Below are 26,502 nucleotides of genomic sequence, written 5' to 3'. Positions count from 1 at the left end.
CCACTTGAACCTCAACACAAGCCGCTGCTGAACAGCGAAAAGGCGCCCACTAGAACACTAGGAGCGCCACATGTGTTCGAGTATGCCATCGGGCACCGACATTGATGATGGAAGGGCGTTACCGCACAGGTCGTGGCTCTGGCACCGACTGACGCCCTGCTGGGTTGTCTTTCGCTTGATCTGCCCGGCCTGTGCGGTGCGCGCTTCACCAAGCGCGCCGGTCAGGACGGACATGACTTAATCAGGAGCCTGGCCGCTGCCTCATCAATGTCTTGTCTGCCCGCCCTGACCGGTGTGCCCTATCCAACGCTGGTCAGAAGGGACACCATCATCTTGGCAGAATCCACGCTCCTGGTCGCCGGAGTCGATACCCACGCCGACACTATCCACGTCGCCGCGATCACCACGACCGGGAAGCCGGTCGATGATGCGGAATTCCCCACCACACCCGCCGGCTACGCCGCAGCCATCACCTTCCTGCGGTCACTGGGACAGGTGCAACGGATCGGCGTGGAAGGCACCGCCAGCTACGGCGCCGGGTTCAGCCGTGCCGCCGCAGCAACCAGCTGGCAGGTCCTCGAGGTGACCCGAGCGGTGAAATCCGCGCGCCGCCTCAAAGGCAAGTCCGATCCCCTCGATGCCTACAGCGCTGCGCGCACCGCGTTGGCCGACGACGAGCTGGCCGCCCCCAAAGACGATGCCACCGCTGGGCTGCGAGCCCTGCACATCGCCCGCCGGTCAGCGGTCAAACACCGCACCGCGGTGATCAATCAACTCAAAGCACTGCTCGTCTCAGCGCCGAATTCCGTGCGTGAAAAGTACCGCACACTAACAACATTGAGGCAAATCGAAGCAATCGCACGGTGCCGCCCCGATACAGTCACCGACGCCCTGGCACGATCAGTGCTCATCGCGGCGAAGATGCTCGCCCAGCGGGTCCAGTTTCTCCAGACCCAAACCGAGGAGCTGGAAAGTCAGATCGACACACTCGTCACGGCAGCCAACCCCGGACTACGAGCCGCCTACGGAGTCGGCCCGGACACCGCCGCGCAACTGCTCATCACCGCCGGCCTCAACCCAGACCGGCTGCGCACAGAAGCCGCGTTCGCCGCCTTGTGCGGCGCCGCCCCGGTCCCTGCCTCCTCGGGCAAGACCACGCGGCATCGACTGTCCCGCGGCGGCGACCGAGCCGCCAACTGCGCCCTGCACCGGATCGCGCTGGTACGCATGTCCAACCATCAACCGACACGTGACTACGTGCAGCGTCAGGCCGCCAAGGGGCACGGCAAAATGGAGATCCTGCGCAAGCTCAAACGGGCTATCGCCCGCGAGATGTTCAAACTCCTGACCCGTCAGACCGCGGTGCCCGACTACGCCGACCTGCGCCCAGCACGGCAAGCCAAAAACATCACCGTCACCGCCGCCGCCAACCACTTCGGCATCTGGCCCACCACCATCTCCCGCATCGAACGCGGACTACAACGCGACGACACCTTCGCAGACACCTACAGAAACTGGCTCAAAGCCGCTTGACACGAATAGGAGCATCAAGAGTGAGTCGCGCCACATCTGCGGTGGTCACGGGTAATCTCATATGCATGACCAGCAATGAGACAGCCGAGTCGACGAAGTGTGACAACCCGAACTGTAAGTGTGAGAACTGCGCGTGCGGGAGCGACTGCCGCTGCGGTTCCGACACCGCGGACTGACCGGGCCGCCGAACCGGCGGCGGCTTCAGCGTCGGGTGCGGGAAAGCTCGCGGAGCATCGCGTTGTAGGCGTCGAGGTCGTCGTCGTATCCGCGGTCACTGTGGCGGTCCTGGCGCGCCCCCACCTTGCGGTCCTGCCGTGCCCACTGGGCCACGAGCGCGACCACCACGATGAGCACCGGCAACTCGCTGGAACCCCACGCGATGGCGCCGCCGAGATGTTGGTCGTCCGAGATGTTCTGCACCCAAGGAAGATTCACCGACCGGTAGAAGCTCTCGCCCAGCGTTGAGGTCATCGTCATGGTCGCGATGCCGAAGAAGGCGTGGAATGGCATCACAGCGAACAACAACCCGAGCCGCCCCAGGAACGGCAGCCGCCGCGGTCCGGGGTCGATGCCGATGATGCCCCAGTAGTAGAGGTATCCGGTCAACAGGAAATGCACGGTCATGAACTCGTGCCCCCAGTGGTACCGGATCAAGGTGTCGAACAGTGGCGTGAAATAGACGAGATACAGCGAACCGACGAACAAGACGAACGCCGTCACCGGATGGGATAGGAACCGCGTCGCCGGGGCATGGACGAGCCACAGCAGCCACTCACGGGGCCCGGGCGTCTGGCTGTTCGACGGCAGGACACGGAGCGCGAGGGTGACGGGGGCGCCCAGCACCAGGAGCACCGGGATGAACATGTTCAATGCCATGTGTTCGGCCATGTGCACGCTGAACATCGCCGATCCGTAGGCGCGCACCCCGGAACTCGTGGTGATCAACAAGGCGGCGCACCCCAGGACCCAGGCGATGGTGCGCCCCACCGGCCAGCGGTCGCCACGGCGGCGCAACCGATCGGCGCCGACCAGATAGCACAGGGCCAACACGATGGCCGCGGTGCCGATCAGCGGATCGAAGCGCCACGCGGTGATGAGGTTCAACGCGTTCGGTGGCCCGTCGAGCTGGTAGCCCAAGAAGATGTCCCATGTGCTGAACTCGTGCACGGTGAACCGGGGCGGCACGCTGGTGGCGGCCACAGCCACTGCGGTGACGACGACGATCATGGCGGCTGCCGCCACGGCGTCGGCCCATCGTGCGGACGCGCGCCGGGTCAGCACCAGTACGGCATCGCCGACGATGACCAGCACCAGCAACGTCCCCGCAACGAGTGCGGCCCAGCCGTAATCGGATCCCAGGATCGGCAACCCGCCCAGCATCAAGGTGGCCAACAGCGCGCCGAAGACGATGGCGACGGACCCGCAGGCCAGCTGCAGCACCTGAACCCGGCGGGGAGCGGCGTCTTGCGATCCGGCCACCAGCACCTTGGTTCCGGCCAATACCGCCAGTGCCACCGCGAAAACGATGACGGCGCTGGTCGCGACATCGTGATCGGGCCCCTGCCCGGCATTTCCGGTCACCGGGACGGCGATCACCCCGATCACGGCCGGCAGCAGGGCAACACAGTGACCGACCCACCCCAGCGTGAAGCGCACACCGACGGCCAGTGCCGCCGCGCACAGCACCGTCACGCACCAGCCGCGGGCCACCTCGGACGCCGCGATGGCACTGCCCAGCCCCGGACCGCTGACGAGCCGACCGATTGGGATCCCGGAATCCGCGGCCGCTGAGATGACGACCATCGCGGTCGCGCAGCAGGCCCAAACGATGGCGACACGCTCGATGACAAGGTGCGCGCCAAATGACGCGGCATCGATGCGGCCGCCGTCGCGCGGCGTCGCCGTCGTGACAATCCACACCAGCGCGCCGACACACACGGCACCGGCCAACAGCCCCGCCCAGTGCCCGAGCAGCCGGGCCGCGTTGGTGGCGGTGCCCGGATCGGCGATACCGGCCGCGGCCAGCCGTTGCGCCCCCAGGTGTGGTGCGTACGCCGTCAGCACTGCGATACCGCCGATCATGCTGCCGAGCAGGGACAACCGTCCCCACCGCCCAGGGGCGGTACTGGACATCAGCTCACGCGCCATCGTCGAGAGTCTACGACAACACGTCGTAGTGATGATCGGGCGCGGGAACTTTCCGGACCGCCGCTGCGACCAACAGTGGATGACCGCACCCGCTCGCTCGCGTAGACAGGACCTGCAATGATCGCCGACGTCGCGCTTCGCTGGGTAGTCACGGTGTTGTTCGGCCTGAGCGCGCTGGAGTGCATCTATGCGTTCGCAGGTGCACATGAACGGCCGAGTGTCGCGGTGAGCCAGCTGCTCCACTTGGCGATGGCCGTGGCGATGCTGGTGATGGCCTGGCCGCGCGGCGCCGAGTTGCCGTCTGCCGGCCCGATGTATTTCTTCGTGGCCGCCGCCGTGTGGTTCCTGGCCGCGGCCGTACGGCCGGGAAATCCGGCCCGTCGACTGATCGGCGGGTACGACGCCGCCATGATGGCGGCGATGGCGTGGATGTACGCCGCGATGAACGGCGCCATGGCGCCACGTCACGAGCCGTCAATGGAGATGGAGATGGCCGGCCATGACATGCATGCGATGGCGATGACGACGACGAATCACGGTCCGGCCCAACCGCTCTGGATGCTCACGGTGAACTGGGTCATCATGGTGTGCTTCGTGCTCGCCGCGGTTGTCTGGCTGCACCGCTACTTCGCGGCACGGCAACAGTCAGGGGCCGGGGCGTCCCCGCATTTCGGCACGCTGTGCCGGGCGATGATGGCAGCGGGCATGGCGATCATGTTCGGCCTGATGACCTGAGCCCGTTCAGGCGGCCGGGTCGTCGGCGGCCCGCAGATGACGCCGCCGCGGACCGGCGCTGTCATCCTGCACCGCCCCGGGTGACGGATCGCCCGGGCGTTCGGTACGCGCGGCCAGGATCGAAACCAGGGCCGCCAACGCCACCGGAAGGTGGCTGAGCACCCGGACCGGGGTGACCTGCCCGGCCATCGCATCCGACACCACGTAATAGGTGAGGAATCCGCAGTAGATCACCAGGACGCAGGCCAGGCCCGGAGCGATGCGCCGGCGGAACGCCATGACAATCGTCGCAATCCCCAGCGCCGCCGACCAGGCGGTGGACTCGTTGAGCAGGTGCGCTCCGCTGGCCGCCCCGTGATGGTCGGCCACCATTCCGAAGTGCAGGCCGGCTGCCTGGCCTATTGCCAGACCGATCTGGACCACCCCGATGACGACGATGGCGACGGCCAACAGGTGCGGCCGCACCCGCTGCCACAGGACGCCCAAGGCGCCGCCGCGGTGGTCTGCGGGCGGGCTCACCGCGCCGATCAACCCGCCGTCAGCCAGCCCACGCAGTTGCAGGGCGTGGGCTCCGGCCCGGTCGTACCAGGCGGTGCAGTCGGGGCAGGCACGCAGGTGCTCGTCGACGCGCGCCGAAGGGACGGGCTCTCGCTCCCCGTCCAGGCGCGCCGACAGCGCCTCTCGTGCCACCACGCAGTCCACCGGCCTATTGTCCCGCATCGGCCGTGCAGACCGGGCCGGAGGCTAGATCGTCGGGGAATACGGCAGGTTGCTGCTGGTCTCGGGGTCGACATGCACGGGCCGCCCCACATAGGGGAACGCCCGCTGTGGACAGGCCGGCCGGTCACAGATCCGGCACCCGGCGCCGATCGGCACGGTGGCCTCGGGGTCGGCGAGATCGATCCCGACCGAGTACACGAGCTTGTCGGCGTGGCTCAGGTCGCAGCCGAGCCCGATGGAAAAGCTCTTGGGGGTGCCGAGGTACCGGCTCGGCGCCGAACTCGACGTCTTCGCGATCCAGAAGTAGCTGCGGCCGTCGGGCATCTGGGCCACCTGGGTGAGGAACTCGCCGGGCCGGGAGAACGCGTGGTGGACCACCCACAGCGGACAGTTACCGCCCACCCGGGAAAAGTGAAATGCGGTGGCCGACTGACGTTTCGAGATGTTCCCGGCGCTGTCGGTGCGGACGAAGATGAACGGGACGCCGCGCGCGTCGGGCCGCTGCAGGGTGGACAGCCGGTGGCAGATCGTCTCGAAGCCCATCTCGAAGCGCCGGGCGAGTTGGTCGATGTCGTAACGCAGGCCTTCAGCGGCGGCCAGGAACATCCGGTACGGCAGCAGCAGCGCGCCGGCGAAGTAGTTGGCCAGTCCGATCCGCGCGACATCGCGTGCCTCCGTGCTCAACTGGTCGTCGGTGGCGACGATGGAGTTGATCAGCTCGGCGTGCAGCAGCAGGGCGAGCTGGGTGGCCAGCTGGAATGCCCGCTGACCGGGCAGCAGCCAACGGGCCACATGCAGCGTCCCGGCCTCGGGTCGATAGCGACGTTTCACGTTGGAGCCCAACACATCTCCGTCGTCGACGATCACCGAGATTCCGAACTCGCCTGCCAGCAGATCGGCGAGTTGCCGGTCGAGCCCGCCGATCTGCAGACGGTGCCGGACGAACATCTCCTCGGCCGCCCGGTCGAGTGCGTCGATGTAATTGCGGCGGTCGTAGAAGAAGTCGCGGACCTCTTCGAACGGCATCGGCTGCTGCGTACCGGCCTGCGCGTCCAGGTTGGCCCGGCCGTGCACGGCCTCCAAATCGGCGGTGGCATCGTGCAGCCGCCGATGCAGGTTGACCATCGTCTGCCCGATCTCGGGCATGCGGGCGACGAGTTCCTCGATCTGCGAGGCCGTCGCCGGGCTGTCGGCCAGGATCTCGCGCAGGTCCGACACCAGCCGCGCATCGGCGTCCGGGGTGAAGTACTGCGTCGGCAGGTCGAACCGGTCGGCCAGCGCCAGCAGCACCGGCACGGTGATCGGCCGCTGGTCGTTCTCGAGTTGGTTGACGTAGCTGGTGGACAGGCCCAGGGCACGCGCCAGCGCGACCTGCGTCAGGCCTTTCTCGTCGCGGAGCCGCCTCAGGCGGGCGCCGGCGAATGTCTTCGTCACCACGGCTCAGGCTACCGGGGTTACCTTTCGCAGCATTCGCAAATCTGTCCGCAAAAGGACACAAAAATACGCATTTACAGGTAGTTCCGCTGGTCCACTGATCTGCGTAGCGTGCGGATCATGCGTGAGTATGAGGTCAAGACACGGCGTAGCGCCGAGGAGTTCCCGCGGACCGAGCACCTGGCGTGGAAGATCGCACAGGTCGCCGCCGATCCCGTCGCGGTGCCGGCGGAGACCGAGGCAATGGTGGTCAACCGCATCATCGACAACGCCGCGGTGTCGGCGGCCTCGGTGATCCGCCGCCCGGTCACAGTGGCCCGCGCGCAGGCGCTGGCGCACAAGAATCGGCAGGGTGCGGCCGTATTCGGTGTCGAGGGCACGGTCTCGGCCGAATGGGCCGCCTGGGCCAACGGCGTGGCCGTGCGCGAACTCGACTTCCACGACACTTTCCTGGCCGCCGAGTACTCCCACCCGGGCGACAACATCCCGGCCCTGGTCGCCGTCGCCCAGCAGCTCGGCGTTCGCGGCGCGGACCTGATCCGCGGCATCGCCACGGCCTACGAGGTCCAGGTCGACCTGGTCAAGGGAATCTGCCTGCACGAGCACAAGATCGACCACGTCGCTCACCTCGGCCCCTCGGTAGCGGCCGGTCTGGGGACGATGCTGCGGCTCGATCCCGAGACCATCTACAACGCCATCGGTCAGGCGCTGCACCTGACCACTGCCACCAGGCAGTCCCGCAAAGGCCTGATCTCCAGCTGGAAGGCGTACGCCCCGGCCTGGGCCGGCAAGGTCGCGATCGAGGCGGTCGATCGGGCCATGCGCGGCGAGGGTTCGCCGGCCCCGATCTGGGAGGGCGAGGACGGGGTGATCGCCTGGCTGTTGTCCGGCCCCGAACACACCTACCGGGTGCCGCTGCCCGAGCCCGGGGAGCCCAAGCGCGCGATCCTGGACACCTACACCAAGGAACACTCGGCCGAGTACCAGAGCCAGGCGCCCATCGACCTGGCCCGGCGGCTGCGCGAGCGGATCGGCGACCTCGACCAGATCGCCTCGATCGTGCTGCATACCAGCCACCACACCCACGTGGTGATCGGCACCGGATCCAACGACCCGCAGAAGTTCGACCCGGGCGCCTCGCGGGAGACCCTCGACCATTCGGTGATGTACATCTTCGCGGTTGCGCTGCAGGACGGGGCCTGGCATCACGAGCGGTCCTACGCACCTGAACGCGCGCACCGACCCGACACCATCGACCTGTGGAGCAAGATCTCCACGGTCGAAGATCCGGAGTGGACCCGGCGCTACCATTCGAACGATCCGGCCGAAAAGGCGTTCGGCGCCAAGGCTGTCGTGACCCTCAAGAGTGGCGAGACCATCGTCGACGAGCTGGCGGTCGCCGACGCGCATCCGCTCGGGGCGCGGCCATTCGAACGCGAGCAGTACATCGCCAAGTTCGCCGAGCTGGCTGACGGTGTCGTGGAAGCCGAAGAGCAGCAACGGTTCCTGTCCGCAGTGGAAAACATCTCGACGACCAAGGGCGGCGGTCTCGGCGCGCTGAACGTGCGGGTCGATCCGCGGGTGCTGGACAAGGCGCCGACGATTCCTTCGGGGATCTTCCAGTGAGCGCCGGGCTGCTCGGGTCGGTCACCCCGGCCGCGGAGAAGCGTCGGCGGTTCCGGGCGGCCCTGGAATCTGGTGCGCTGCAGCGGTTCCCGGGGGCGTTCTCACCGCTGGTGGCGAAGCTGATCGCCGAGATCGGCTTCGAGGGTGTATACGTGTCCGGGGCGGTGCTGTCTGCTGACCTCGGGCTGCCCGATATCGGTCTGACCACCCTGACCGAGGTGTGTGGTCGCGGGGCCCAGATCGCCTCTGCCACCGACCTGCCGACGCTCATCGACGCCGACACCGGTTTCGGTGAACCTATGAGCGCGGCCCGCACCGTCACCCTGCTCGAAGATGCCGGCCTGGCCGGCCTGCATCTGGAAGATCAGGTCAACCCCAAGCGGTGTGGGCATCTCGACGGCAAGGCCGTGGTGGAGACCGGTGAGATGGTCAAGCGCCTGCGGGCGGCCGTCTCGGCGCGCCGCGACCCGAACTTCATCATCTGCGCGCGCACCGATGCCGCGGGGATCGAGGGGATTCCCGCGGCGATCGAACGGGCCAAGGCGTACGCCGACGCCGGTGCGGACCTGATCTTCACCGAGGCGCTCAACACCCCGGCGGATTTCGAGCAGTTCCGGGCCGCGGTCGACACCCCGTTGCTGGCCAACATGACCGAGTTCGGGAAATCCGAACTGCTCACGGTCCGCCAGCTCACCGACATCGGCTACAACATGGTGATCTACCCGGTGACCACACTGCGGCTGGCGATGCACGCCGTCGAAATGGGCCTCCGTGAAATCGATTCGCTCGGTACCCAATCCGGGCTGCTCGACCAGATGCAACACCGCAGCCGGTTGTACGAGCTGCTCCGTTACTCCGAATACAACGAGTTCGATTCCGACATCTACAACTTCGCACTGCAGGGAGCGAAACAATGACCATGACCGCAGACGATGCCGTACAACCACGCATCTACAAGGGCCTGGCCGGTGTTGTCGTCGACACCACGGCGATCTCCAAGGTGGTCCCGGAAACCAACTCGCTGACCTACCGGGGCTACCCGGTTCAGGATCTGGCCGCGCACTGCAGCTTCGAACAGGTCGCCTACCTGTTGTGGCACGGTGAGCTGCCCACCGATCAGGAGCTGTCGCTGTTCACCCAGCGCGAGCGGGCCTCGCGACGCATCGACCGGTCGATGCTCTCGTTGCTGGCCAAGCTGCCTGACAACTGCCACCCGATGGATGTGGTGCGGACCGCGATCAGCTACCTCGGCGCCGAGGACCCGGACGAGGATGTCAGCACGGTGGCCGCCAACTTCGCCAAGTCGCTGCGGATATTCGCGGTGCTGCCGACCATCGTCGCCGCCGACATGCGCCGGCGCCGTGGTCTTGAACCGATCGCCCCGCACAGTCACATGGGCTACTCGGAGAACTTCCTCAACATGTGCTTCGGCGACGTGCCGGACCCGGTGATCGTCACGGCGTTCGAGCAGTCGATGATCCTGTACGCCGAGCACAGTTTCAACGCCTCCACCTTCGCCGCCCGGGTGGTCACCTCGACCCAGTCTGACATCTACAGTGCGGTCACCGCAGCCATCGGGGCGCTGAAGGGTTCACTGCACGGTGGGGCCAACGAAGCCGTCATGCACGACATGCTGGAGATCGGTACCGCCGACAACGCCGCGGAATGGTTACACGACAAGCTGACCCGCAAGGACAAGGTGATGGGCTTCGGTCACCGCGTGTACAAGAACGGCGATTCCCGGGTGCCCACCATGAAAGCTGCGCTGAAGCAGGTTGCCGAGGCGCGGGACGGGCAGCGTTGGCTCGACATCTACGAGCGGCTGGAACAGAACATGCTGGCCGCCACCGGGATCAAACCCAACCTGGACTTCCCGACCGGCCCGGCCTACTACCTGATGGGTTTCGACATCCCCAGTTTCACACCACTTTTCGTGATGAGCCGGATCACCGGCTGGACCGCGCACATCATGGAGCAGGCCGCCTCGAACGCACTGATCCGGCCGCTCAGCGACTACAGCGGGCAGCCGCAGCGCGCACTCTCGTGATCTCCAAGGTTCTGGTCGCCAACCGGGGTGAGATCGCGATCCGCGCCTTTCGCGCGGCTTACGAACGGGGGCTCGCCACGGTGGCTGTCTACCCGTACGAGGACCGCAACTCTCAGCACCGGTTGAAGGCCGACGAGTCCTACCAGATCGGGGAGCCAGGCCATCCGGTCCGCGGCTATCTGTCGGTCGACGAGATGATCAGGGTTGCCCGGAAATCCGGTGCCGACGCGATCTACCCCGGATATGGATTCCTCTCGGAGAATCCCGAATTGGCCCGCGCCTGCGCCCAGGCGGGCATCACCTTCGTCGGGCCGTCGGCCGAGGTGTTGGAGCTGACCGGCAACAAAGCCCGCGCCATCGCCGCGGCCCGCGCAGCCGGACTGCCGGTGCTGGCTTCGTCGGAGCCATCGAGCTCGGTGGACGAACTGCTGGCCGCGGCCGAAGCGCTGAGCTTTCCGGTGTTCGTCAAAGCCGTGGCCGGCGGCGGCGGACGGGGGATGCGCCGGGTCGACGAACCCGGTGATCTGCGCGACGCGATCGAGGCCGCCAGCCGGGAAGCCGAGTCCGCCTTCGGGGATCCAACGGTGTTCCTCGAGCAGGCCGTCATCAACCCCCGGCACATCGAGGTGCAGATTCTCGCCGACACCCACGGCAACGTGATGCATCTGTTCGAGCGGGACTGCAGCCTGCAGCGGCGGCACCAAAAGGTCATCGAGCTGGCACCGGCCCCGAACCTGGATCCGGCACTGCGGGAGAGGATCTGCGCCGACGCCGTCGCGTTCGCCCGCCAGATCGGCTATTCCTGCGCCGGCACGGTGGAGTTCCTGCTCGACGAACGCGGCCGGCACGTGTTCATCGAATGCAATCCCCGGATTCAGGTCGAGCACACGGTGACCGAGGAGATCACCGACGTCGACCTGGTGTCGAGCCAGTTGCGCATCGCCGGCGGAGAGTCACTGCCCGATCTCGGGCTCTCCCAGCACGGATTGACGGCGCCACGTGGTTTCTCCTTGCAGTGCCGGATCACCACCGAGGATCCCGCCAACGGCTTCCGTCCCGATACCGGCCGCATCACCGGGTACCGTTCGCCCGGTGGCGCCGGCGTACGGCTCGACGGCGGCACCCATCTCGGCGCGGAGGTGGGTGCGCATTTCGACTCGATGCTGGTCAAGCTCACCTGCCGGGGCAGGGACTTCGCGACGGCCGCGGCGCGGGCACGGCGGGCGGTGGCCGAGTTCCGGATTCGCGGGGTGTCGACCAACATCCCGTTCCTCGCCGCGGTTTTGGACGATCCGGACTTCCTCGCCGGTCGGGTGACGACCGGGTTCATCGAGCAGCGCCCACAGCTGCTCACCGCGCGCGCCAGCGCCGATCGCGGTACCCGAATCCTCAACTACCTCGCCGATGTCACGGTCAACCAGCCGCACGGACCGCGTCCCTCGGCGGTGTATCCCCGGGACAAGCTGCCGGCCTGCGATCTGAGTGCGCCCGCCCCGGCGGGTTCCAAACAGCGCCTGACCGAACTGGGGCCGGAAGGTTTCGCCGCCTGGCTGCGCGACCGCGAGTCAATCGGCGTCACCGACACCACTTTTCGCGACGCACACCAATCGCTGCTGGCCACCCGGGTACGCAGCAGCGGCCTGCTCCGAGTCGCCCCGTATGTGGCCCGGACGATGTCGCAGCTGCTGTCCGTCGAATGCTGGGGCGGCGCCACCTACGATGTGTCGCTGCGATTCCTCAAACAAGATCCCTGGGAACGGTTGGCGGGGTTGCGCGAGGCATTGCCCAACATCTGCCTGCAGATGCTCCTGCGCGGACGAAACACGGTGGGCTACACGCCATATCCGGAAACGGTCACCCGTGCGTTCGTCGACGAGGCAGCTGCCACCGGTGTTGACATTTTCCGTATCTTCGATGCGCTCAACAACGTCGATTCGATGCGCCCGGCCATCGACGCGGTCCGCGACACCGGCACCACCGTCGCCGAGGTCGCGATGTCCTACACCGGTGACCTGTCCGATCCCGGTGAAAGTCTCTACACGCTGGACTATTACCTGCGGCTGGCCGAGAAGATCGTCGAGGCCGGTGCGCATGTGCTGGCGATCAAAGACATGGCGGGCCTGCTGCGGGCGTCGGCCGCCGCCACGCTGGTGTCGGCGCTGAAGTCACGGTTCGACCTTCCGGTGCACGTGCACACCCATGACACCCCCGGCGGACAACTGGCCACCTACGTCGCGGCCTGGCACGCAGGCGCGGATGCCGTCGACGGGGCGGCAGCTCCCTTGGCCGGCACCACGAGTCAGCCTTCGCTGTCCTCGATCGTGGCGGCGGCCGCGCACAGCCGCTTCGACACCGGGCTGTCGCTGGAGGCAGTCTGTGACCTCGAGCCGTACTGGGAGGCGCTGCGCCGCGTCTATGCGCCATTCGACGTCGCGACGTCTGGTGCCGTTTCTCCGACCGGGCGGGTCTACACCCACGAGATCCCCGGCGGCCAGTTGAGCAACCTGCGTCAGCAGGCCCAGGCGTTGGGCCTGGGCGACCGTTTCGAGGACATCGAGGCGAACTACGCTGCTGCCGACCGGATGCTGGGCCGGCTGGTCAAGGTCACCCCGTCGAGCAAGGTGGTGGGGGATCTGGCCCTGGCCATGGTCGGGGCAGGTATCGCCGCCGAGGATTTCGCTGCGGACCCGGCGCGATATGACATTCCCGACAGTGTCATCGGCTTCCTGTGCGGTGAGCTCGGCGAACCGGCCGGTGGCTGGCCGGAACCCTTGCGTACCAAGGCGCTTGAGGGGCGCGGCCGCCCTCGGCGGACAGCGGAGTTGTCCGCCGAGGACGAAGTATTGCTGGACTCGCCAGGCCCCAAGCGCCAGGCCACCCTGAACCGGCTGCTGTTTCCCGGCCCTGCCGCAGAATTCGAGGCGCATCGCGACGAGTACGGGGACACGTCGCGGCTGAGCGCCAACCAGTTCTTCTATGGTCTGCGCCACGGCGAAGAGCATCGGGTCACTCTGGAGCCCGGGGTGGAGTTGCTGATCGGTCTCGAGGCGATCTCGGAGCCCGACGAACGCGGGATGCGCACCGTGATGTGCATCCTCAACGGGCAACTCCGCCCGATTGTGGTGCGCGATAGCAGTATTGCCAGCGAGATCCCCGTCGCAGAGAAAGCCGACCGTACCAACCCCGCCCACATCGGCGCCCCATTTGCCGGGGTGGTCGTGGTCACCGCCGCCGAGGGCGATGCGGTGGAAGCCGGTCAAGTCATCGGCACCATCGAGGCGATGAAGATGGAAGCGGCGATCACTGCACCGGCATCGGGCAACGTCACCCGGGTTGCAGTGGCGCAGACCGCTCAGGTGGAAGGTGGTGACCTTCTCGTCGTCATCGGCTGAATTGGCTGTGTCGTCTAAACGCTGAGGAAATGCGACTACAGCGACCCTGGCTGTGCCGGTGGATGATTCGCCGACCGGTGTGGATTGGCATGGGGACGTCCCGAAGTCGGGAAGGATGTACCGAAAGGGACGTCCCATCACCGAAAAAGTTTTGGTTAGGCTCACCGCGCTGATCGATCCAGGCTGCGGATCCGAGCGCGGCGCACACGAAGGTGGCGCGTGACGCCCGAAGAGGTGTTGTGGCACAAGGGAACTGATGTGCCACGCGATCAGCGTCGACACCGCCGAAACGAAAGGTAGGGCTGGTCGGTGACGACCAGCCGGTGAATCACTTATGACCGTTTCCAACACATCCACGCCGCCCGTCGTGACCGACGGGCTGGCCGCCATCCTGCGCGACGACCTCGAATTGCCCTGCCAATCCCTCACTGCCGGCACACGTCTGGTGGACGACCTGGGGATGGATTCGGTCTCATTCGACCAGAGGGGCGCCGCATGAACCCGCTCGCCGGCGCGTTCAGTGAGGTGATGACGAGCTCACCCCACGACCTGCGGGTGCTGGACCGCGACACCGACACCTGGCAGCGACGTCCATGGCCCGAAGTGCATGGGATCGCCGAGCGGATCGCCGCATTCCTGTTGAGCCGGGACACACCCGGCGCGGTAGGACTGGTCGGTGAACCGACGATCGAACTGATCGCCGCGATCCAGGGGTCCTGGCTGGCCGGTGCCGGCGTGTCGATCCTGCCGCGCCCGCAACGCGGGGCGGAGCCGTCCGAGTGGGCGCAGGCCACCCTGTCGCGGTTCGCCGGTATCGGTGTGACCACGGTGTTCAGCTACGGCAGCATCCTGCAGTTGCTGCAGGAGGCCGACTCGCCGCTCCTGGTGTGTGACCTCGGGGACGCCGCCCGCTCCACGACATCGACGCACCTGCAGTACCCGGACGATGCCGACGTCGCCATTCTGCAGGGCACTGCCGGGTCCACCGGTGCACCGCGCACGGCCGTCCTTTCGCCGGAGGCGGTACTCAACAACGTGATGGCGATCTCCGAGCGACTGTCCTTGAACCGCAACGACGTTGGATGTTCCTGGCTGCCGATCTACCACGACATGGGCCTGGCGATGGTGATGGCGACCACGATGGCCGGCGGAGCACTGTGGCTGGCGCCCACCGGTGCGTTCTCCGCCGCGCCGCTGCGGTGGGCCGACTGGCTCTCCGAATCCCGGGCGACGCTGACGGCCGGACCGAACTTCGGCTACTCGGTGCTCGGCCGATTCGCCAACCGGGTCTCCGACGTCGATCTCGGCGCACTGCGGATCGCGATCAACGGCGGCGAACCCGTCGACTGCGCAGGTGTGGCTCGATTCGCCAGTGCCATGGGAAAATTCGGCTTCGACCCCGGCGCGATGTCGCCCGCCTACGGCATGGCCGAGTCGACCTGTGCGGTGACCATCCCCGCGCCCGGGGAAGGTCTGCGGGTCGACACCCCGACCGGGGAGACCGACCGCAGCTATGCGCTGCTGGGCACGCCGTTGTCGGGCATGGAGGTCCGGATCGTCCCGTCGGCACATGATGACACCGGCACGTCCGGCGAGGTCGAGATCCGGGGCTCGTCGATGATGACGTCATATCTGGGAGACGAGCCCGTCGATGCCCGCAGCGGTGGCCAGTGGTTTGCCACCGGCGACATCGGCTACCTGGTCGACGGCGCGCTGGTGATCTGCGGGCGCTCCAAGGAGCTGATCACCATCGCCGGGCGCAACATTTTCCCCACCGAGATCGAGCAGGTCGCCGGGGAAGTCGACGGCGTGCGCGAAGGAGCCGTCGTGGCGGTGGGCACCGAGTCCGGTGCCGCGCAAGAGCGGTTGCTGGTGGCCGCGGAGTTCGTCGGCGCCGAGCAGGACACCACCCGCAGCGCGGTGATCCGGCGGATCGTGACGGTCTGCGGCGTGACCCCGGCCGACGTGGTGCTGGTGGAGCCGGGATCGTTGCCCCGCACCTCGTCGGGCAAGCTCAGGCGGCTCGAGGTGCGCCGTCGACTCGAGGCTGCGCGATAGCTCAGTCCGCCGTGTGAACGATGAGGATGTCGATCTTGACCCGGCGGGCGATGGTGGCGGGCACGGAGCCCAGCAGGCGCCCGGCGACGGAGTCCAGCCCGATGTCGCCGACGACGATCAGATCCGCGTCGACCTCTTTGGCCAGCTTCACCAGGGCATCGACCGGGGCGCCTTCGACCGCACGCTCGGCGATGTCGGTGGCGCCGGCGGCCTTGGCCCGGTCGCGGGCCACCTGCAGGATCTCGTAGACCGGCGCCGCGCCGTGCATCTTGTAGCCCTCGCTCTTGAGGGTGTCGGCAGCGCGGGTGTCCACCACGTGGTCATGTGACGGTGGCCGCGACCAGCCACCCTTCTCGACCACGGGCTGGTAGGCGCTCGCGACGAGGAGCTTGGCGTTCTCCTGTGCGGCGAGCGCCGCAGCGCGGTCGACCGCGCGCAACGACGAATCCGATCCGTCGGTTCCGACGAGTACTGTCCGATAGCTGCTCATGCCGTCTCCGAAGGGTCGGTTTACCAGGACAGACAGACATTAATGCCTATCGGGGCGACACAGGTCGATCTTCGGTCGTCAAACTTCGGCCCGAGAACCTTCGGCGTCCGCCACCCGGGGCGGTGCGCACCGGCGGTGATCGTCGCCGGTTGCGTGGAAGCCTCTGGCCCGTCGGCACTTTCGGGTATCCGGCGGTGAAACGTCAAACATCGCCCGACGTAATACCCGCAGAAAAGCGCCCCCGGCAGGGATCGAACCTGCGACCAACCGCTTAGAAGGCGGCTGCTCTATCCGCTGAGCTACGGAGGCAAGGCCCGCAGAGTCTATCGTGCCTGTGCCCGACACCACGCAAACCGTGTCACCGGCAAAGTCGACCCGAGGGGTCGGAGGCGGACTAGCGTGGACGCCACACTGGTGGCCAGGGGAGGGGAGAGGTACCACGTTATGAGCGACGTGCCGGAGGTGGATGCGGCCGGACTGCCCGAGGAGCTGAGCGCCGTCGATCAGCTGTTGCATCGCGGGGAGGCGAATCCGCGCACCCGGTCCGGGATCATGGGCGTGGAGATCCTCGACACCACGCCGGACTGGGAGCGATTCCGCACCAAGATGGAGAACGCGTCGCGCAAGGTCCTGCGGTTGCGGCAGAAGGTGGTCATGCCGACGTTGCCGACGGCGGCACCGCGATGGGTCGTCGACCCCGACTTCAACCTCGACTATCACGTGCGGCGGATGCGGGTTCCCGAACCGGGCACGCTGCGGCAGGTGTTCGATCTGGCCGAGGTGGCGCTGCAGTCGCCGCTGGATATCTCGCGCCCGCTGTGGAGCGCGACGCTCGTCGAAGGCCTGGCCGACGGGAAAGCCGCCACGATCCTGCATCTGAGCCACGCGGTGACCGACGGGGTCGGGCTGGTGGAGATGTTCTCCAGCATCTACGACCTCGAGCGAGACCCGGAACCCACCGCCACGCCCCCGCTGCCGATCCCACAGGACCTGTCTCCGAATGACCTGATGCGCCAAGGCATCAACCGCTTGCCCGGTTCGATCGCCGGGGGCGTGCTCGGCGCACTCGGTCAGGCCGCGCGCGCCGCCGGCAAGGTGGTACGTGACCCGGTCTCGGCGGTCGGCGGGGTGGTCGACTACGCGATGTCCGGGGCTCGGGTGATGGGCCAGGCCGCCGAACCCTCGCCCCTGCTGCGACGTCGAAGCCTGTCGACCCGCACCGAGGCGATCGACATCCCGTTCGGCGATTTCCGCGCCGCGGCCAAGGCGGCCGGCGGTTCGATCAACGACGCCTATCTGGCCGGCCTGTGTGGCGCTCTGCGTCGCTACCACGACGCCATGGGGATACCGCTCGACACATTGCCCATGGCGGTCCCGGTGAACCTGCGGTCCGAGGACGACCCGGCCGGCGGCAACCGCTTCGCCGGGATCAACCTGGCCGCCCCGGTCGGCATCGTCGACCCGGCGACCCGGATCAAGGCCGTGCGGTCGCAGATGACCAGCAGGCGCGAAGAGCGCGCCATCGACGTGGTGGGCTTGATCGCGCCGGTGCTGAGCCTGCTGCCCGACACGTTCCTGGAATCGATGGCGGGCTCGGTGGTGAACTCCGATGTGCAGGCCAGCAATGTGCCGGTGTTCCCCGGTGACACCTTCATCGCCGGGGCGAAGATCCTGCGGCACTACGGCATCGGTCCGTTGCCGGGGGTGGCGATCATGGTGGTGCTCATCTCGCGGGGCGGCTACATCACGATCACCACCCGCTACGACCGGGCCGCCATCACCGACGGGCAGCTGTTCGCCCGGTGCCTGCTTGAGGGTTTCGACGAGGTGCTGGCCCTCGGCGGTGACGGCCGCGCTGCCCCGGCCTCGTTCAGGCTCGACGACGTCGAGACGAATCGGGGTGTCCCACAATGAGTCCGGGGGAAGCCAACCCGCGGCAGATGCGGTTGCCGGGCACTCTGGCCGAGATCGAAGGCAGCCCGCAGGGCCCGGAGGTCGGCGCGTTCTTCGACCTGGACGGCACCCTGGTGGCCGGCTTCACCGGCGTCATCATGACCCGGGACCGGTTGCGCCGCGGTCAGATGGGTGTCGGGGAGTTCATCGGCATGGTGCAAGCCGGGCTCAACCACCAGCTGGGGCGTTCGGAGTTCGAGGACCTGATCGGCAAGGGCGCCCGGATGCTGCGCGGCAATTCGCTCAGCGACCTCGATGAGCTGGGTGAACGGCTGTTCGTCCAGCATGTGCAGGGCCGCATGTACCCCGAGATGCGCGCGATGGTGCGCGCGCACCTGGCCCGTGGCCACACCGTGGTGCTCAGTTCCTCTGCGCTGACGGTGCAGGTGGAGCCGGTGGCGCGCTTTCTCGGCATCGACAACGTGCTGTGCAACAAGTTCGAGACCGACGCCGACGGCCTGATCACCGGGGAAGTCGCCCGGCCGGTGATCTGGGGTGCCGGCAAAGCGCGTGCGGTGCAGCGGTTCTCGGAAGCCCACGGCGTGGACCTGTCGAAGAGCTATTTCTACGCCGACGGTGACGAAGACGTCGCCCTGATGTATCTGGTGGGCCATCCCCGGCCGACCAATCCCGGCGGCAAGCTCGCCGCGGTGGCCGCCAAACGCGGTTGGCCGGTACTGAAGTTCCGCAGTCGCAGCGGCAGCAGTCCGGTCGCGCAACTGCGCACCTTGGCCAGCCTGGCCACCATTCCCACCGTCGCGGCCGGCGCGATCGGGCTGGGACTGTTGACCCGCAACAAGCGCACCGGGGTCAACTTCTTCACCTCGAACTGGAGCAAGCTGCTGATGCTCACCACCGGCATCGAGCTCAACATCCTCGGGCAGGAAAACCTCACGGCGCAGCGTCCCGCGGTGTTCATCTTCAATCACCGCAACCAGGCTGATCCGATGATTGCCGGCCGGCTGGTCGGCGTCGATTTCACCGGCGTCGGCAAGAAGGAGTTGGAGCGCAACCCGTTGATGGGGCCACTGGGCAAGGTGATGGACGCCGCATTCATCGACCGCGACGACCCCGAGAAGGCCGTCGAAAGCCTGCACAAGGTGGAAGAGCTGGCCCGCAAAGGCTTGTCGATCCTGATCGCGCCCGAAGGCACCCGCCTGGACACCACCGAGGTGGGCCCGTTCAAGAAGGGGCCCTTCCGGATTGCGATGGCCGCCGGTATCCCGATCGTGCCCATCGTGATCCGTAACGCCGAGGTGGTCGCGGCCCGTGATTCGAGCACATTCAACCCGGGCACGGTGGACGTCGCGGTCTATCCGCCGATCCCGGTGGGGGACTGGACCGTCGACAACCTGTCCGACCGCATCGACGCGGTCCGCCAGATCTATCTCGACACCTTGAAAACCTGGCCGCACGACGAGCTGCCGACCTTCGACATCTACACCGAAACCGCCCCGGCCCAGAAACCCGCACCGCGCCGTGCGGCGAAGAAGGCACCGGTCAAGAAGGCACCGGCGAAAAAGGCAGCGGCAAAGAAACCCCCGGCGAAAAAGGACCAACCGTGATCGCGGGATCCGACGACTTCGCCAGCTACAGCCCCACCGACGGCGCCCTGGTGCTGGCGTCGGTGTCGTCACCGGCCGAACTCGAACTGCTCAACGACTGGCTCAAGGCGCAGCGTCGCGAGCACCCGGACTCGGCCATCGAGGTGCTGCAACTCCCCGAGGCCGGGATACCGTCGCCGGGCGTTCTCGCCAGCCTGGTCTCCGAATTGGAAGAGGGCGAGGACCGGCTGGTGGTGCCGGTACGGGTGTTCTGGGTACCGGGTGGGCTGCCCACCCGGATCAAGGTCGTCGGGCTGATCTCGGGTCGGGACACCTACCGGCCGCCCGAGTTCCTGCAGCGTCGCATCCTGCGCAAAGATCCGTCCCGGGCCCGCGTGGTGGCCGGTGAACCCGCCAAGGTGTCCGAGCTGCGCAAGCAGTGGAGCGAGACCACCATGGGTGAAAACCCAAGGGAGTTCGCGAAATTCGTCTTGCGCCGAGCGGTACTGGCGATCGAGCGGGTGGAGCTGCGGCTGCTGGGCCCGGAGTACAAGTCACCGCGGCTGGTCAAGCCGGAGATGCTGGCCTCCGCCCGGTTTCGGCACGGCCTGGAACAGATTCCCGGTGCCACGGTCGAACAGGCCGGCGCCATGCTCGACGAGCTTTCCACCGGATGGAGCCGGTTCTCGGTCGATCTGATCCCGACCATGGGGCGGGCCATCTTCAGCCGCGGCTTCGACCCCCGCATCGACTACGACCGCACCGAGGTCGAGTCGATGCGCCATGCCCTGGAACAACATCCGGCCGTACTGCTGTTCTCCCACCGCTCCTACCTCGATGGGGTCATCGTGCCGGTGGCGATGCAGGAGAACCGGCTGCCGCCGGTGCACACATTCGCCGGGATCAACCTGTCCTTCGGTCTGATGGGGCCGCTGTTCCGGCATTCCGGCGTCATCTTCCTGCGCCGCAAACTCGACGACCCGCTCTACAAATACGTGCTGCGGCAGTACGTCGGCTACATCGTGGAGAAGCGGTTCAACCTGAACTGGTCCATCGAGGGCACCCGCTCGCGCACCGGAAAGATGTTGCCGCCCAAGCTCGGACTGCTCGCCTACGTCGCCGATGCCTACCTCGACGGGCGCAGTGACGACATCCTGCTGCAGCCGGTGTCGATCAGCTTCGACCAACTCCACGAGACCGCCGAGTACGCCGCATACGCCCGCGGCGGAGAGAAAACCCCCGAAGGGCTGAGCTGGCTCTACAACTTCATCAAGGCGCAGGGCGAGCGTAACTACGGCAAGATTTACGTCCGCTTCCCCGAAGCGGTGTCGATGCGCGAGTACCTGGGCGAGCCCAACGGCGCGATGGTGCGCGACGAGGCGGCCAAACGGCTCGCAATGCAGAAGATGGCCTTCGAGGTGGCCTGGCGGATCCTGCGGGTCACCCCGGTCAACGCGACCAACTTGGTGTCGGCGTTGCTGCTGGGCGCACGGGGGGTCGCGCTGACCCTCGATCAGCTGCACCACACCCTGCAGGATTCCCTGGACTACCTGGAACGCAAGAACACCCCGGTGACCAACAGCGCACTGCGGCTGCGCACCGCCGAGGGGGTGCGCTCGGCGGTCGACGCCCTCTCCGGCGGTCACCCGGTGACGATGGTCGACAGTGGACGCGAACCGGTGTGGCGCATCGCTCCCGAGGACGAACTGGAGGCGGCGTTCTACCGCAACTCGCTGATCCACGCCTTCCTGGAGACCTCAATCGTGGAGCTGGCGCTGGCCCATGCCGCCCACGCCGCCGACGATCCGGTGCAGGCGTTCTGGGACCAGGTGATGCGGCTGCGGGATCTGCTCAAGTTCGATTTCTACTTCGCGGACTCGGAAGCCTTCCGCGACAACGTCGCCGAAGAGCTGTCGTGGTACGACCGCAGGTACGCCGAACAGACCGGCAGGGGATGGGAGGCAACGGTCCGCGACGGGGGCCAGGGGATCCATGACATGTTGCGCACCAAGAAACCCCTGTTGGTGGGCGCCATGCTGCGCCCGTTCTTCGAGGCCTACGCCATCGTCGCCGACGTGTTGCGTGACGCCCCGGCCGAGATCGGCGAGCGGGACCTGACCAGACGGGCGCTCGGCGTCGGCCGGCAGTACGTCGCACAGGGCCGGGTGACCAGCAACGAGTCGGTGTCGGCGCTGTTGTTCGCCACCGCCCGGCAAGTGGCCGCCGATCAGGACCTGCTGACCAGCGGACCGGATCTGGCGCTGCGGCGCAGCGCCTTCCGGGACGAGCTACGGGCGATCATCGCCGACATGGACAAGGTCGACGAGATAGCCCGCGAACAGTTCTACTTCCGGGAGAAGGCGCGCCGCGCCGAGCGCGAGGGCTCCGGCTGACGCCATAGGCTTGGCCCATGACGTCGACCGGCCGGGCGGCCACCACCAGCGTGCGCCACAACGCGGTGTGGCCGGTGCTGGCCGGGGTGGGCCTGCTGGCCGGCGCCGTCGCCGCCGGGATCGGCGCGCTGTCCCTGGCCGAGGCCCTGACCGCCACCGGCCTGCCCGACCCCGGCCCGGTCACCACCTACGGCCTGCCGTTCGTGCGTGCCGCCGGAGAGATCGCCGCCGTCGTGGCGGTGGGCTCGTTCCTGTTTGCCGCCTTCCTGGTGGCACCCCAGCGCAACGGTGTGCTCGACGTGGCCGGCTACCGCGCGGTGCGGCTCGGGGCGGCGGCCTCGGGGGTGTGGACGGTGTGCGCGGCACTGCTGGTTCCGCTGACCGTCTCCGACGTCTCCGGGCAACCCCTGCTCGAGCACCTGGGCCCGGTCGACGTGTGGTCGGCCGCCGGGCTGGTCGATGTGGCGACCGCCTGGCGGTGGACGGCCATCCTGGCCGCGGCCGTCACCATCGCCAGCCTTCCGGTGCTGCGCTGGGGCTGGACACCGGTGTTGCTGGCCGGTTCGCTGCTGACCCTGATGCCGTTGGTGCTGACCGGGCACTCGTCGGCCGGCGGCGCCCACGACCTGGCCACCAACAGCCTGTTCATCCACCTGGTGGCGGCTGCCCTGTGGGCCGGCGGGCTGCTGGCGCTGCTGGCCCACGCGCTCCGTGGCGCTGACGGGACGAACACCAGGCTGGCCGCGCACCGGTTCTCGGCACTGGCCCTGTGCTGTTTTGTTGCGATGGCCCTGAGCGGCGTGCTCAACGCGCTCGTGCGAATCCAGCTGCCCGACCTGGTGCACACCACCTACGGCTGGTTGGTGCTGGCCAAGATGGTCGCGCTGAGCCTGCTCGGCGTGCTGGGCTGGTGGCAACGCCGGATCAGCCTGAGCGCGCTGGCCGCCGACCCCGACGCGCGTGCCCCGCTGATCCGGTTGGCGCTGACGGAGGCGGTCCTGTTCGGCGTCACCTTCGGCATCGCCGTGGGATTGGGCCGGACCCCGCCACCACCGGAGACGACGGTGCCCAGCGCCACCGAGGTGGCGATCGGCTATGACCTGGCGGGTCCGCCGACGGTGGCCCGGGTGTTGTTCGACTGGCGGTTCGACCTGCTGTTCGGGACCGCCGCCATCATCGGTGCCGTCGTCTATCTGGTCGCGGTGCGTCGGCTGCGCGCCCGCGGCGACGCCTGGCCGGTGGGACGGACCGTCGGATGGCTACTGGGCTGCGCGGTGCTGCTGTTCACCACATCGTCGGGGCTGGGCCGCTACATGCCGGCCATGTTCAGCATGCACATGATCGCCCACATGCTGCTGTCGATGCTGGTGCCGGTGCTGCTGGTGCTGGGCGCCCCGGTCACGCTGGCCCTGCGGGCGCTGCCGGCGGCCGGACGCGCAGCGCCGCCGGGTCCGCGGGAGTGGCTGCTGGCGGCGCTGCATTCGCGGGTCTCGCAGCTGCTGACCAATCCCATCATCGCCACCGTGCTGTTCGTGGCCGGGTTCTACGGCCTGTATTTCGGCGGGATCTTCGACACCGCGGTGAGCAATCACGCTGCACACATCCTGATGAACGCGCACTTCCTGCTCTCGGGCTACCTGTTCTACTGGGTGGTCATCGGCGTGGATCCGACCCCGCGCCCGATCCCGCATCTGGTGAAGATCGGGATGGTGTTCGCCTCGCTGCCGCTGCACGCGTTCTTCGGGGTGGTGATGATGGGCATGCAGACCGTGCTGGGCGAATCCTTCTACCGGTCACTGCTGTTGCCGTGGCACACCGACCTGCTCGCAGATCAGCACACCGGCGGTGCCATCGCCTGGGCGGCCGGTGAGGTGCCGCTGGTCATCGTGATGCTGGCGCTGCTGATCCAGTGGCGGCGCAGCGATCAGCGCACCGCCAAGCGACTCGACCGTGCCGCCGACCGGGACGACGATGCCGAGCTGGCGGCGTACAACGCCATGCTGGCCGAGATGGCGCGGCGCGATCATCCGTCCAGGTAGGCACCGGGCATCCGGAGGTTATCCCCAGCCTGCGTTTCATCCACAGCCGGCAGGTTCGTCGGGCTCGCCGGCCGGCTGCTGTCGGAGCGCCGACGGTCAATGGCTGCGTAAGGCGGTCACGGCGCGTCGGCGCCGGCCACTGGATGCAGCGAAAGGAACCAGAAATGTTCGAGACACCGTTCACCATCGTCGGCCACATCATCACCAACCCGGTGCGGTTGCGATTCGGTGACCAGGAGCTCTACAAGTTCCGGGTGGCCAGCAACTCGCGCCGGCGCACCGCGGACGGCACGTGGGAGCAAGGCAACTCGCTCTACGTCACGGTCAACTGCTGGGGGAACCTGGCCACCGGGGCCAGCGCCTCGCTGATGAAGGGGGACGCCGTCGTCGTGGTCGGCCACGTCCACACCGATGAGTACGACGACAAGGACGGCGTGCGCCGGTCGTCGGTCGAGGTGCGGGCCACCGCGGTCGGGCCGGACCTGTCGCGACACACGGCCAAGATCGCCCCGTTGCCCAAACCGGTGGCCGGGCCGGCACCGGCGGCCGAGGACGACGCGGCGGTGGACGACGTCGAAACCGGCGCCGACGAGGGCGGGCTGCCACTGTCGGCCTAGCCACATTCGGCCACGCCTAGGATGGGCCCCGAGCATTTCCGTCGATCTGAATCGACACCGCAAGCTGCAGAAAGGCACCTCACGGCATGGCCGAATTCATCTACACGATGCGCAAGGTCCGCAAGGCGCACGGCGACAAGGTCATCCTTGACGACGTCACACTGAACTTCCTGCCCGGCGCGAAGATCGGCGTCGTCGGTCCGAACGGGGCCGGTAAGTCGAGCGTCCTGAAGATCATGGCCGGCATCGATCAGCCCAACAACGGCGACGCCTTCCTGGCGCCCGGCGCGACAGTCGGCATCCTGATGCAGGAGCCGCAACTCGACGAGACCAAGACGGTCCGCGAGAACGTCGAGGAAGGCGTCGCCGTCAAGGCCAAGCTCAACCGCTACAACGAGGTCGCCGAGCTGATGGCGACCGAATACACCGATGAGCTCATGGAAGAGATGGGCCATCTGCAGGAGGAGCTGGACGCGGCCGACGCCTGGGACATCGACTCCCAGCTCGAGCAGGCGATGGACGCGCTGCGGTGCCCGCCGCCGGACGAGCCGGTGACCCACCTGTCCGGCGGTGAGAAGCGCCGCGTCGCGTTGTGCAAGCTGCTGCTGTCCAAGCCGGACCTGCTGCTGCTGGACGAGCCCACCAACCACCTCGACGCCGAGAGCGTGCTGTGGCTCGAGCAGCACCTCGCCGCCTACAAGGGCGCGATCCTGGCCGTCACCCACGATCGCTACTTCCTCGACAACGTCGCCGAGTGGATCCTGGAGCTCGACCGCGGCCGGGCCTACCCCTATGAGGGCAACTACTCGACCTACCTGGAGAAGAAGGCCGAGCGCCTCGAGGTCCAGGGCAAGAAGGACCAGAAGCTGCAGAAGCGGCTGAAGGAAGAACTGGCCTGGGTGCGCTCCGGCGCCAAGGCGCGGCAGGCCAAGAACAAGGCGCGTCTGGGCCGCTACGAGGAGATGGCCGCCGAGGCCGAGAAGACGCGCAAGCTCGACTTCGAGGAGATCCAGATCCCGACCCCGCCGCGGCTGGGCAACGTCGTGGTCGAGGTCGAGCACCTCGACAAGGGGTTCGAAGGCCGCACCCTGATCAAGGACCTGTCCTTCACGCTGCCGCGCAACGGCATCGTCGGCGTCATCGGCCCCAACGGTGTCGGTAAGACCACACTGTTCAAGACCATCGTCGGCCTGGAGCAGCCCGACAGCGGCACGGTCAAGGTCGGTGACACCGTCAAGCTGTCCTACGTTGACCAGAGCCGCGCCGGCATCGACCCCAACAAGACGGTGTGGCAGGTGGTCTCCGACGGTCTGGACTACATCGAGGTCGGCCAGAACGAGATCCCGTCCCGGGCCTACGTCTCGGCGTTCGGATTCAAGGGCCCGGACCAGCAGAAGCCCGCGGGTGTGCTGTCCGGTGGTGAGCGCAACCGGCTCAATCTCGCCCTGACCCTCAAAGAGGGCGGCAACTTGATCCTGCTGGACGAGCCGACCAACGACCTCGACGTCGAAACGCTGTCCTCGCTGGAGAACGCGCTGGAGCAGTTCCCCGGCTGCGCCGTGGTGATCAGCCACGACCGCTGGTTCCTGGACCGCACCTGCACGCACATCCTGGCGTGGGAGGGCGACGACGACAACGAGGCCAAGTGGTTCTGGTTCGAGGGCAACTTCGGCGCCTACGAGGAGAACAAGATCCAGCGTCTCGGCGCCGAAGCGGCGCGTCCGCACCGGGTGACCCACCGGAGACTGACCCGGGACTGACCCGTGACGGCTC

General features: G+C 67.4%; 18 protein-coding genes and 1 tRNA gene. 14 read left to right on the top strand and 5 right to left on the bottom strand.

Annotated features, from left to right (window positions below; all coding sequences use genetic code 11):
• Positions 1 to 132: 132 nt before the first annotated feature.
• Positions 133 to 1,533: an IS110 family RNA-guided transposase gene (locus tag FR943_RS18570; protein ID WP_308170594.1), complete on the top strand. Its 1,401-nt coding sequence runs from the start codon at positions 133 to 135 to the stop codon at positions 1,531 to 1,533.
• 201 nt (positions 1,534 to 1,734) lie between these two features.
• On the opposite strand, the gene FR943_RS18565 is transcribed toward FR943_RS18570, so the two are convergent.
• Positions 1,735 to 3,681: a cytochrome c oxidase assembly protein gene (locus FR943_RS18565; RefSeq protein ID WP_246585088.1), complete on the bottom strand. Its 1,947-nt coding sequence runs from the start codon at positions 3,679 to 3,681 to the stop codon at positions 1,735 to 1,737.
• A gap of 117 nt (positions 3,682 to 3,798) precedes the next feature.
• On the opposite strand from FR943_RS18565, the gene FR943_RS18560 reads away from it, so the two are divergent.
• Positions 3,799 to 4,416, top strand: a complete 618-nt coding sequence (locus FR943_RS18560) for a DUF5134 domain-containing protein (RefSeq protein ID WP_217159676.1) — start codon at positions 3,799 to 3,801, stop codon at positions 4,414 to 4,416.
• Positions 4,417 to 4,422: 6 nt separating this feature from the next.
• Here FR943_RS18560 and FR943_RS18555 read toward each other — a convergent pair whose 3' ends face one another.
• Together FR943_RS18555 and FR943_RS18550 are read right to left on the bottom strand one after the other, a co-directional pair.
• Positions 4,423 to 5,118 carry a zf-HC2 domain-containing protein gene (locus tag FR943_RS18555; RefSeq protein WP_217159675.1) on the bottom strand — a complete coding sequence of 232 codons (696 nt, stop codon included), beginning with the start codon at positions 5,116 to 5,118 and terminating at the stop codon, positions 4,423 to 4,425.
• A 42-nt stretch (positions 5,119 to 5,160) separates the two neighbouring features.
• On the bottom strand, positions 5,161 to 6,570 hold the full coding sequence (locus tag FR943_RS18550) for a short-chain fatty acyl-CoA regulator family protein (RefSeq protein WP_217159674.1): 1,410 nt from the start codon (positions 6,568 to 6,570) through the stop codon (positions 5,161 to 5,163).
• Positions 6,571 to 6,690: 120 nt separating this feature from the next.
• Between FR943_RS18550 and prpD the strand changes: the two genes are divergently transcribed.
• The 6 genes from prpD (at position 6,691) to mbtM (ending at position 15,693) form a co-directional block, all read left to right on the top strand.
• The gene (gene prpD, locus FR943_RS18545; protein ID WP_217159673.1) at positions 6,691 to 8,196 is read left to right on the top strand and encodes a 2-methylcitrate dehydratase PrpD; all 1,506 of its coding nucleotides are present in this window, start codon (positions 6,691 to 6,693) and stop codon (positions 8,194 to 8,196) included.
• A complete protein-coding gene (gene prpB / locus FR943_RS18540) occupies positions 8,193 to 9,113 on the top strand; it encodes a methylisocitrate lyase (RefSeq protein ID WP_217159672.1) in 921 nt (306 codons plus the stop codon). The genes prpD and prpB overlap by 4 nt, the downstream gene beginning before the upstream one ends.
• A 2-nt stretch (positions 9,114 to 9,115) precedes the next feature.
• Positions 9,116 to 10,243, top strand: a complete 1,128-nt coding sequence (locus tag FR943_RS18535; RefSeq protein WP_372448183.1) for a bifunctional 2-methylcitrate synthase/citrate synthase — start codon at positions 9,116 to 9,118, stop codon at positions 10,241 to 10,243.
• Positions 10,240 to 13,635 carry a pyruvate carboxylase gene (locus tag FR943_RS18530; RefSeq protein ID WP_217159670.1) on the top strand — a complete coding sequence of 1,132 codons (3,396 nt, stop codon included), beginning with the start codon at positions 10,240 to 10,242 and terminating at the stop codon, positions 13,633 to 13,635. Before FR943_RS18535 ends, FR943_RS18530 begins: the two co-directional genes overlap by 4 nt.
• A gap of 334 nt (positions 13,636 to 13,969) precedes the next feature.
• Positions 13,970 to 14,134: an acyl carrier protein gene (locus FR943_RS18525; RefSeq protein ID WP_217159669.1), complete on the top strand. Its 165-nt coding sequence runs from the start codon at positions 13,970 to 13,972 to the stop codon at positions 14,132 to 14,134.
• Entirely contained in the window at positions 14,131 to 15,693 is a 1,563-nt protein-coding gene (gene mbtM / locus FR943_RS18520) for a long-chain-fatty acid--ACP ligase MbtM (protein WP_217159668.1), read from the top strand. Before FR943_RS18525 ends, mbtM begins: the two co-directional genes overlap by 4 nt.
• 1 nt (position 15,694) lies before the next feature.
• On the opposite strand, the gene FR943_RS18515 is transcribed toward mbtM, so the two are convergent.
• Together FR943_RS18515 and FR943_RS18510 are read right to left on the bottom strand one after the other, a co-directional pair.
• Positions 15,695 to 16,183, bottom strand: coding sequence for a universal stress protein (locus FR943_RS18515; RefSeq protein ID WP_217159667.1), 489 nt, complete (start codon positions 16,181 to 16,183; stop codon positions 15,695 to 15,697).
• Positions 16,184 to 16,419: 236 nt separating this feature from the next.
• Positions 16,420 to 16,492, bottom strand: a tRNA-Arg gene (locus FR943_RS18510).
• 135 nt (positions 16,493 to 16,627) lie between these two features.
• Here FR943_RS18510 and FR943_RS18505 point away from each other — a divergent pair.
• The 6 genes from FR943_RS18505 to ettA all read left to right on the top strand — a co-directional run bounded on the left by FR943_RS18505 (position 16,628) and on the right by ettA (position 26,489).
• A complete protein-coding gene (locus FR943_RS18505; RefSeq protein ID WP_217159666.1) occupies positions 16,628 to 18,097 on the top strand; it encodes a wax ester/triacylglycerol synthase family O-acyltransferase in 1,470 nt (489 codons plus the stop codon).
• A 26-nt stretch (positions 18,098 to 18,123) separates the two neighbouring features.
• Positions 18,124 to 19,701: an HAD-IB family hydrolase/lysophospholipid acyltransferase family protein gene (locus FR943_RS18500; protein ID WP_217159732.1), complete on the top strand. Its 1,578-nt coding sequence runs from the start codon at positions 18,124 to 18,126 to the stop codon at positions 19,699 to 19,701.
• A complete protein-coding gene (locus FR943_RS18495) occupies positions 19,698 to 22,073 on the top strand; it encodes a glycerol-3-phosphate 1-O-acyltransferase (protein WP_217159665.1) in 2,376 nt (791 codons plus the stop codon). The genes FR943_RS18500 and FR943_RS18495 overlap by 4 nt, the downstream gene beginning before the upstream one ends.
• Before the next feature lie 17 nt (positions 22,074 to 22,090).
• Positions 22,091 to 24,112, top strand: coding sequence for a bifunctional copper resistance protein CopD/cytochrome c oxidase assembly protein (locus tag FR943_RS18490; protein WP_217159664.1), 2,022 nt, complete (start codon positions 22,091 to 22,093; stop codon positions 24,110 to 24,112).
• A gap of 164 nt (positions 24,113 to 24,276) precedes the next feature.
• Positions 24,277 to 24,729, top strand: a complete 453-nt coding sequence (locus FR943_RS18485) for a single-stranded DNA-binding protein (RefSeq protein WP_217159663.1) — start codon at positions 24,277 to 24,279, stop codon at positions 24,727 to 24,729.
• A gap of 86 nt (positions 24,730 to 24,815) precedes the next feature.
• Positions 24,816 to 26,489, top strand: a complete 1,674-nt coding sequence (gene ettA / locus FR943_RS18480) for an energy-dependent translational throttle protein EttA (RefSeq protein WP_217159662.1) — start codon at positions 24,816 to 24,818, stop codon at positions 26,487 to 26,489.
• Positions 26,490 to 26,502 lie beyond the last annotated feature (13 nt).

The sequence above is a fragment of the [Mycobacterium] fortunisiensis genome (assembly GCF_019050325.1).
Taxonomy (GTDB): Bacteria; Actinomycetota; Actinomycetes; order Mycobacteriales; family Mycobacteriaceae; genus Mycobacterium; species Mycobacterium fortunisiensis.
Note: the sequence above shows the minus strand (reverse complement) of the source record. Positions and strands in the feature narration are given on the sequence as shown.

Bases quoted from the DNA above. Each gene is read 5' to 3' on its own strand.
- FR943_RS18490 (WP_217159664.1), top strand. From the start codon at position 22,091: ATGACGTCGACCGGCCGGGCGGCCACCACCAGCGTGCGCCACAACGCG.
- ettA (WP_217159662.1), top strand. From the start codon at position 24,816: ATGGCCGAATTCATCTACACGATGCGCAAGGTCCGCAAGGCGCACGGC.
- FR943_RS18525 (WP_217159669.1), top strand. From the start codon at position 13,970: ATGACCGTTTCCAACACATCCACGCCGCCCGTCGTGACCGACGGGCTG.
- FR943_RS18500 (WP_217159732.1), top strand. From the start codon at position 18,124: ATGCGGTTGCCGGGCACTCTGGCCGAGATCGAAGGCAGCCCGCAGGGC.
- mbtM (WP_217159668.1), top strand. From the start codon at position 14,131: ATGAACCCGCTCGCCGGCGCGTTCAGTGAGGTGATGACGAGCTCACCC.
- FR943_RS18505 (WP_217159666.1), top strand. From the start codon at position 16,628: ATGAGCGACGTGCCGGAGGTGGATGCGGCCGGACTGCCCGAGGAGCTG.
- FR943_RS18515 (WP_217159667.1), bottom strand. From the start codon at position 16,183: ATGAGCAGCTATCGGACAGTACTCGTCGGAACCGACGGATCGGATTCG.
- FR943_RS18535 (WP_372448183.1), top strand. From the start codon at position 9,116: ATGACCGCAGACGATGCCGTACAACCACGCATCTACAAGGGCCTGGCC.
- FR943_RS18485 (WP_217159663.1), top strand. From the start codon at position 24,277: ATGTTCGAGACACCGTTCACCATCGTCGGCCACATCATCACCAACCCG.
- prpD (WP_217159673.1), top strand. From the start codon at position 6,691: ATGCGTGAGTATGAGGTCAAGACACGGCGTAGCGCCGAGGAGTTCCCG.
- FR943_RS18560 (WP_217159676.1), top strand. From the start codon at position 3,799: ATGATCGCCGACGTCGCGCTTCGCTGGGTAGTCACGGTGTTGTTCGGC.
- FR943_RS18565 (WP_246585088.1), bottom strand. From the start codon at position 3,681: ATGGCGCGTGAGCTGATGTCCAGTACCGCCCCTGGGCGGTGGGGACGG.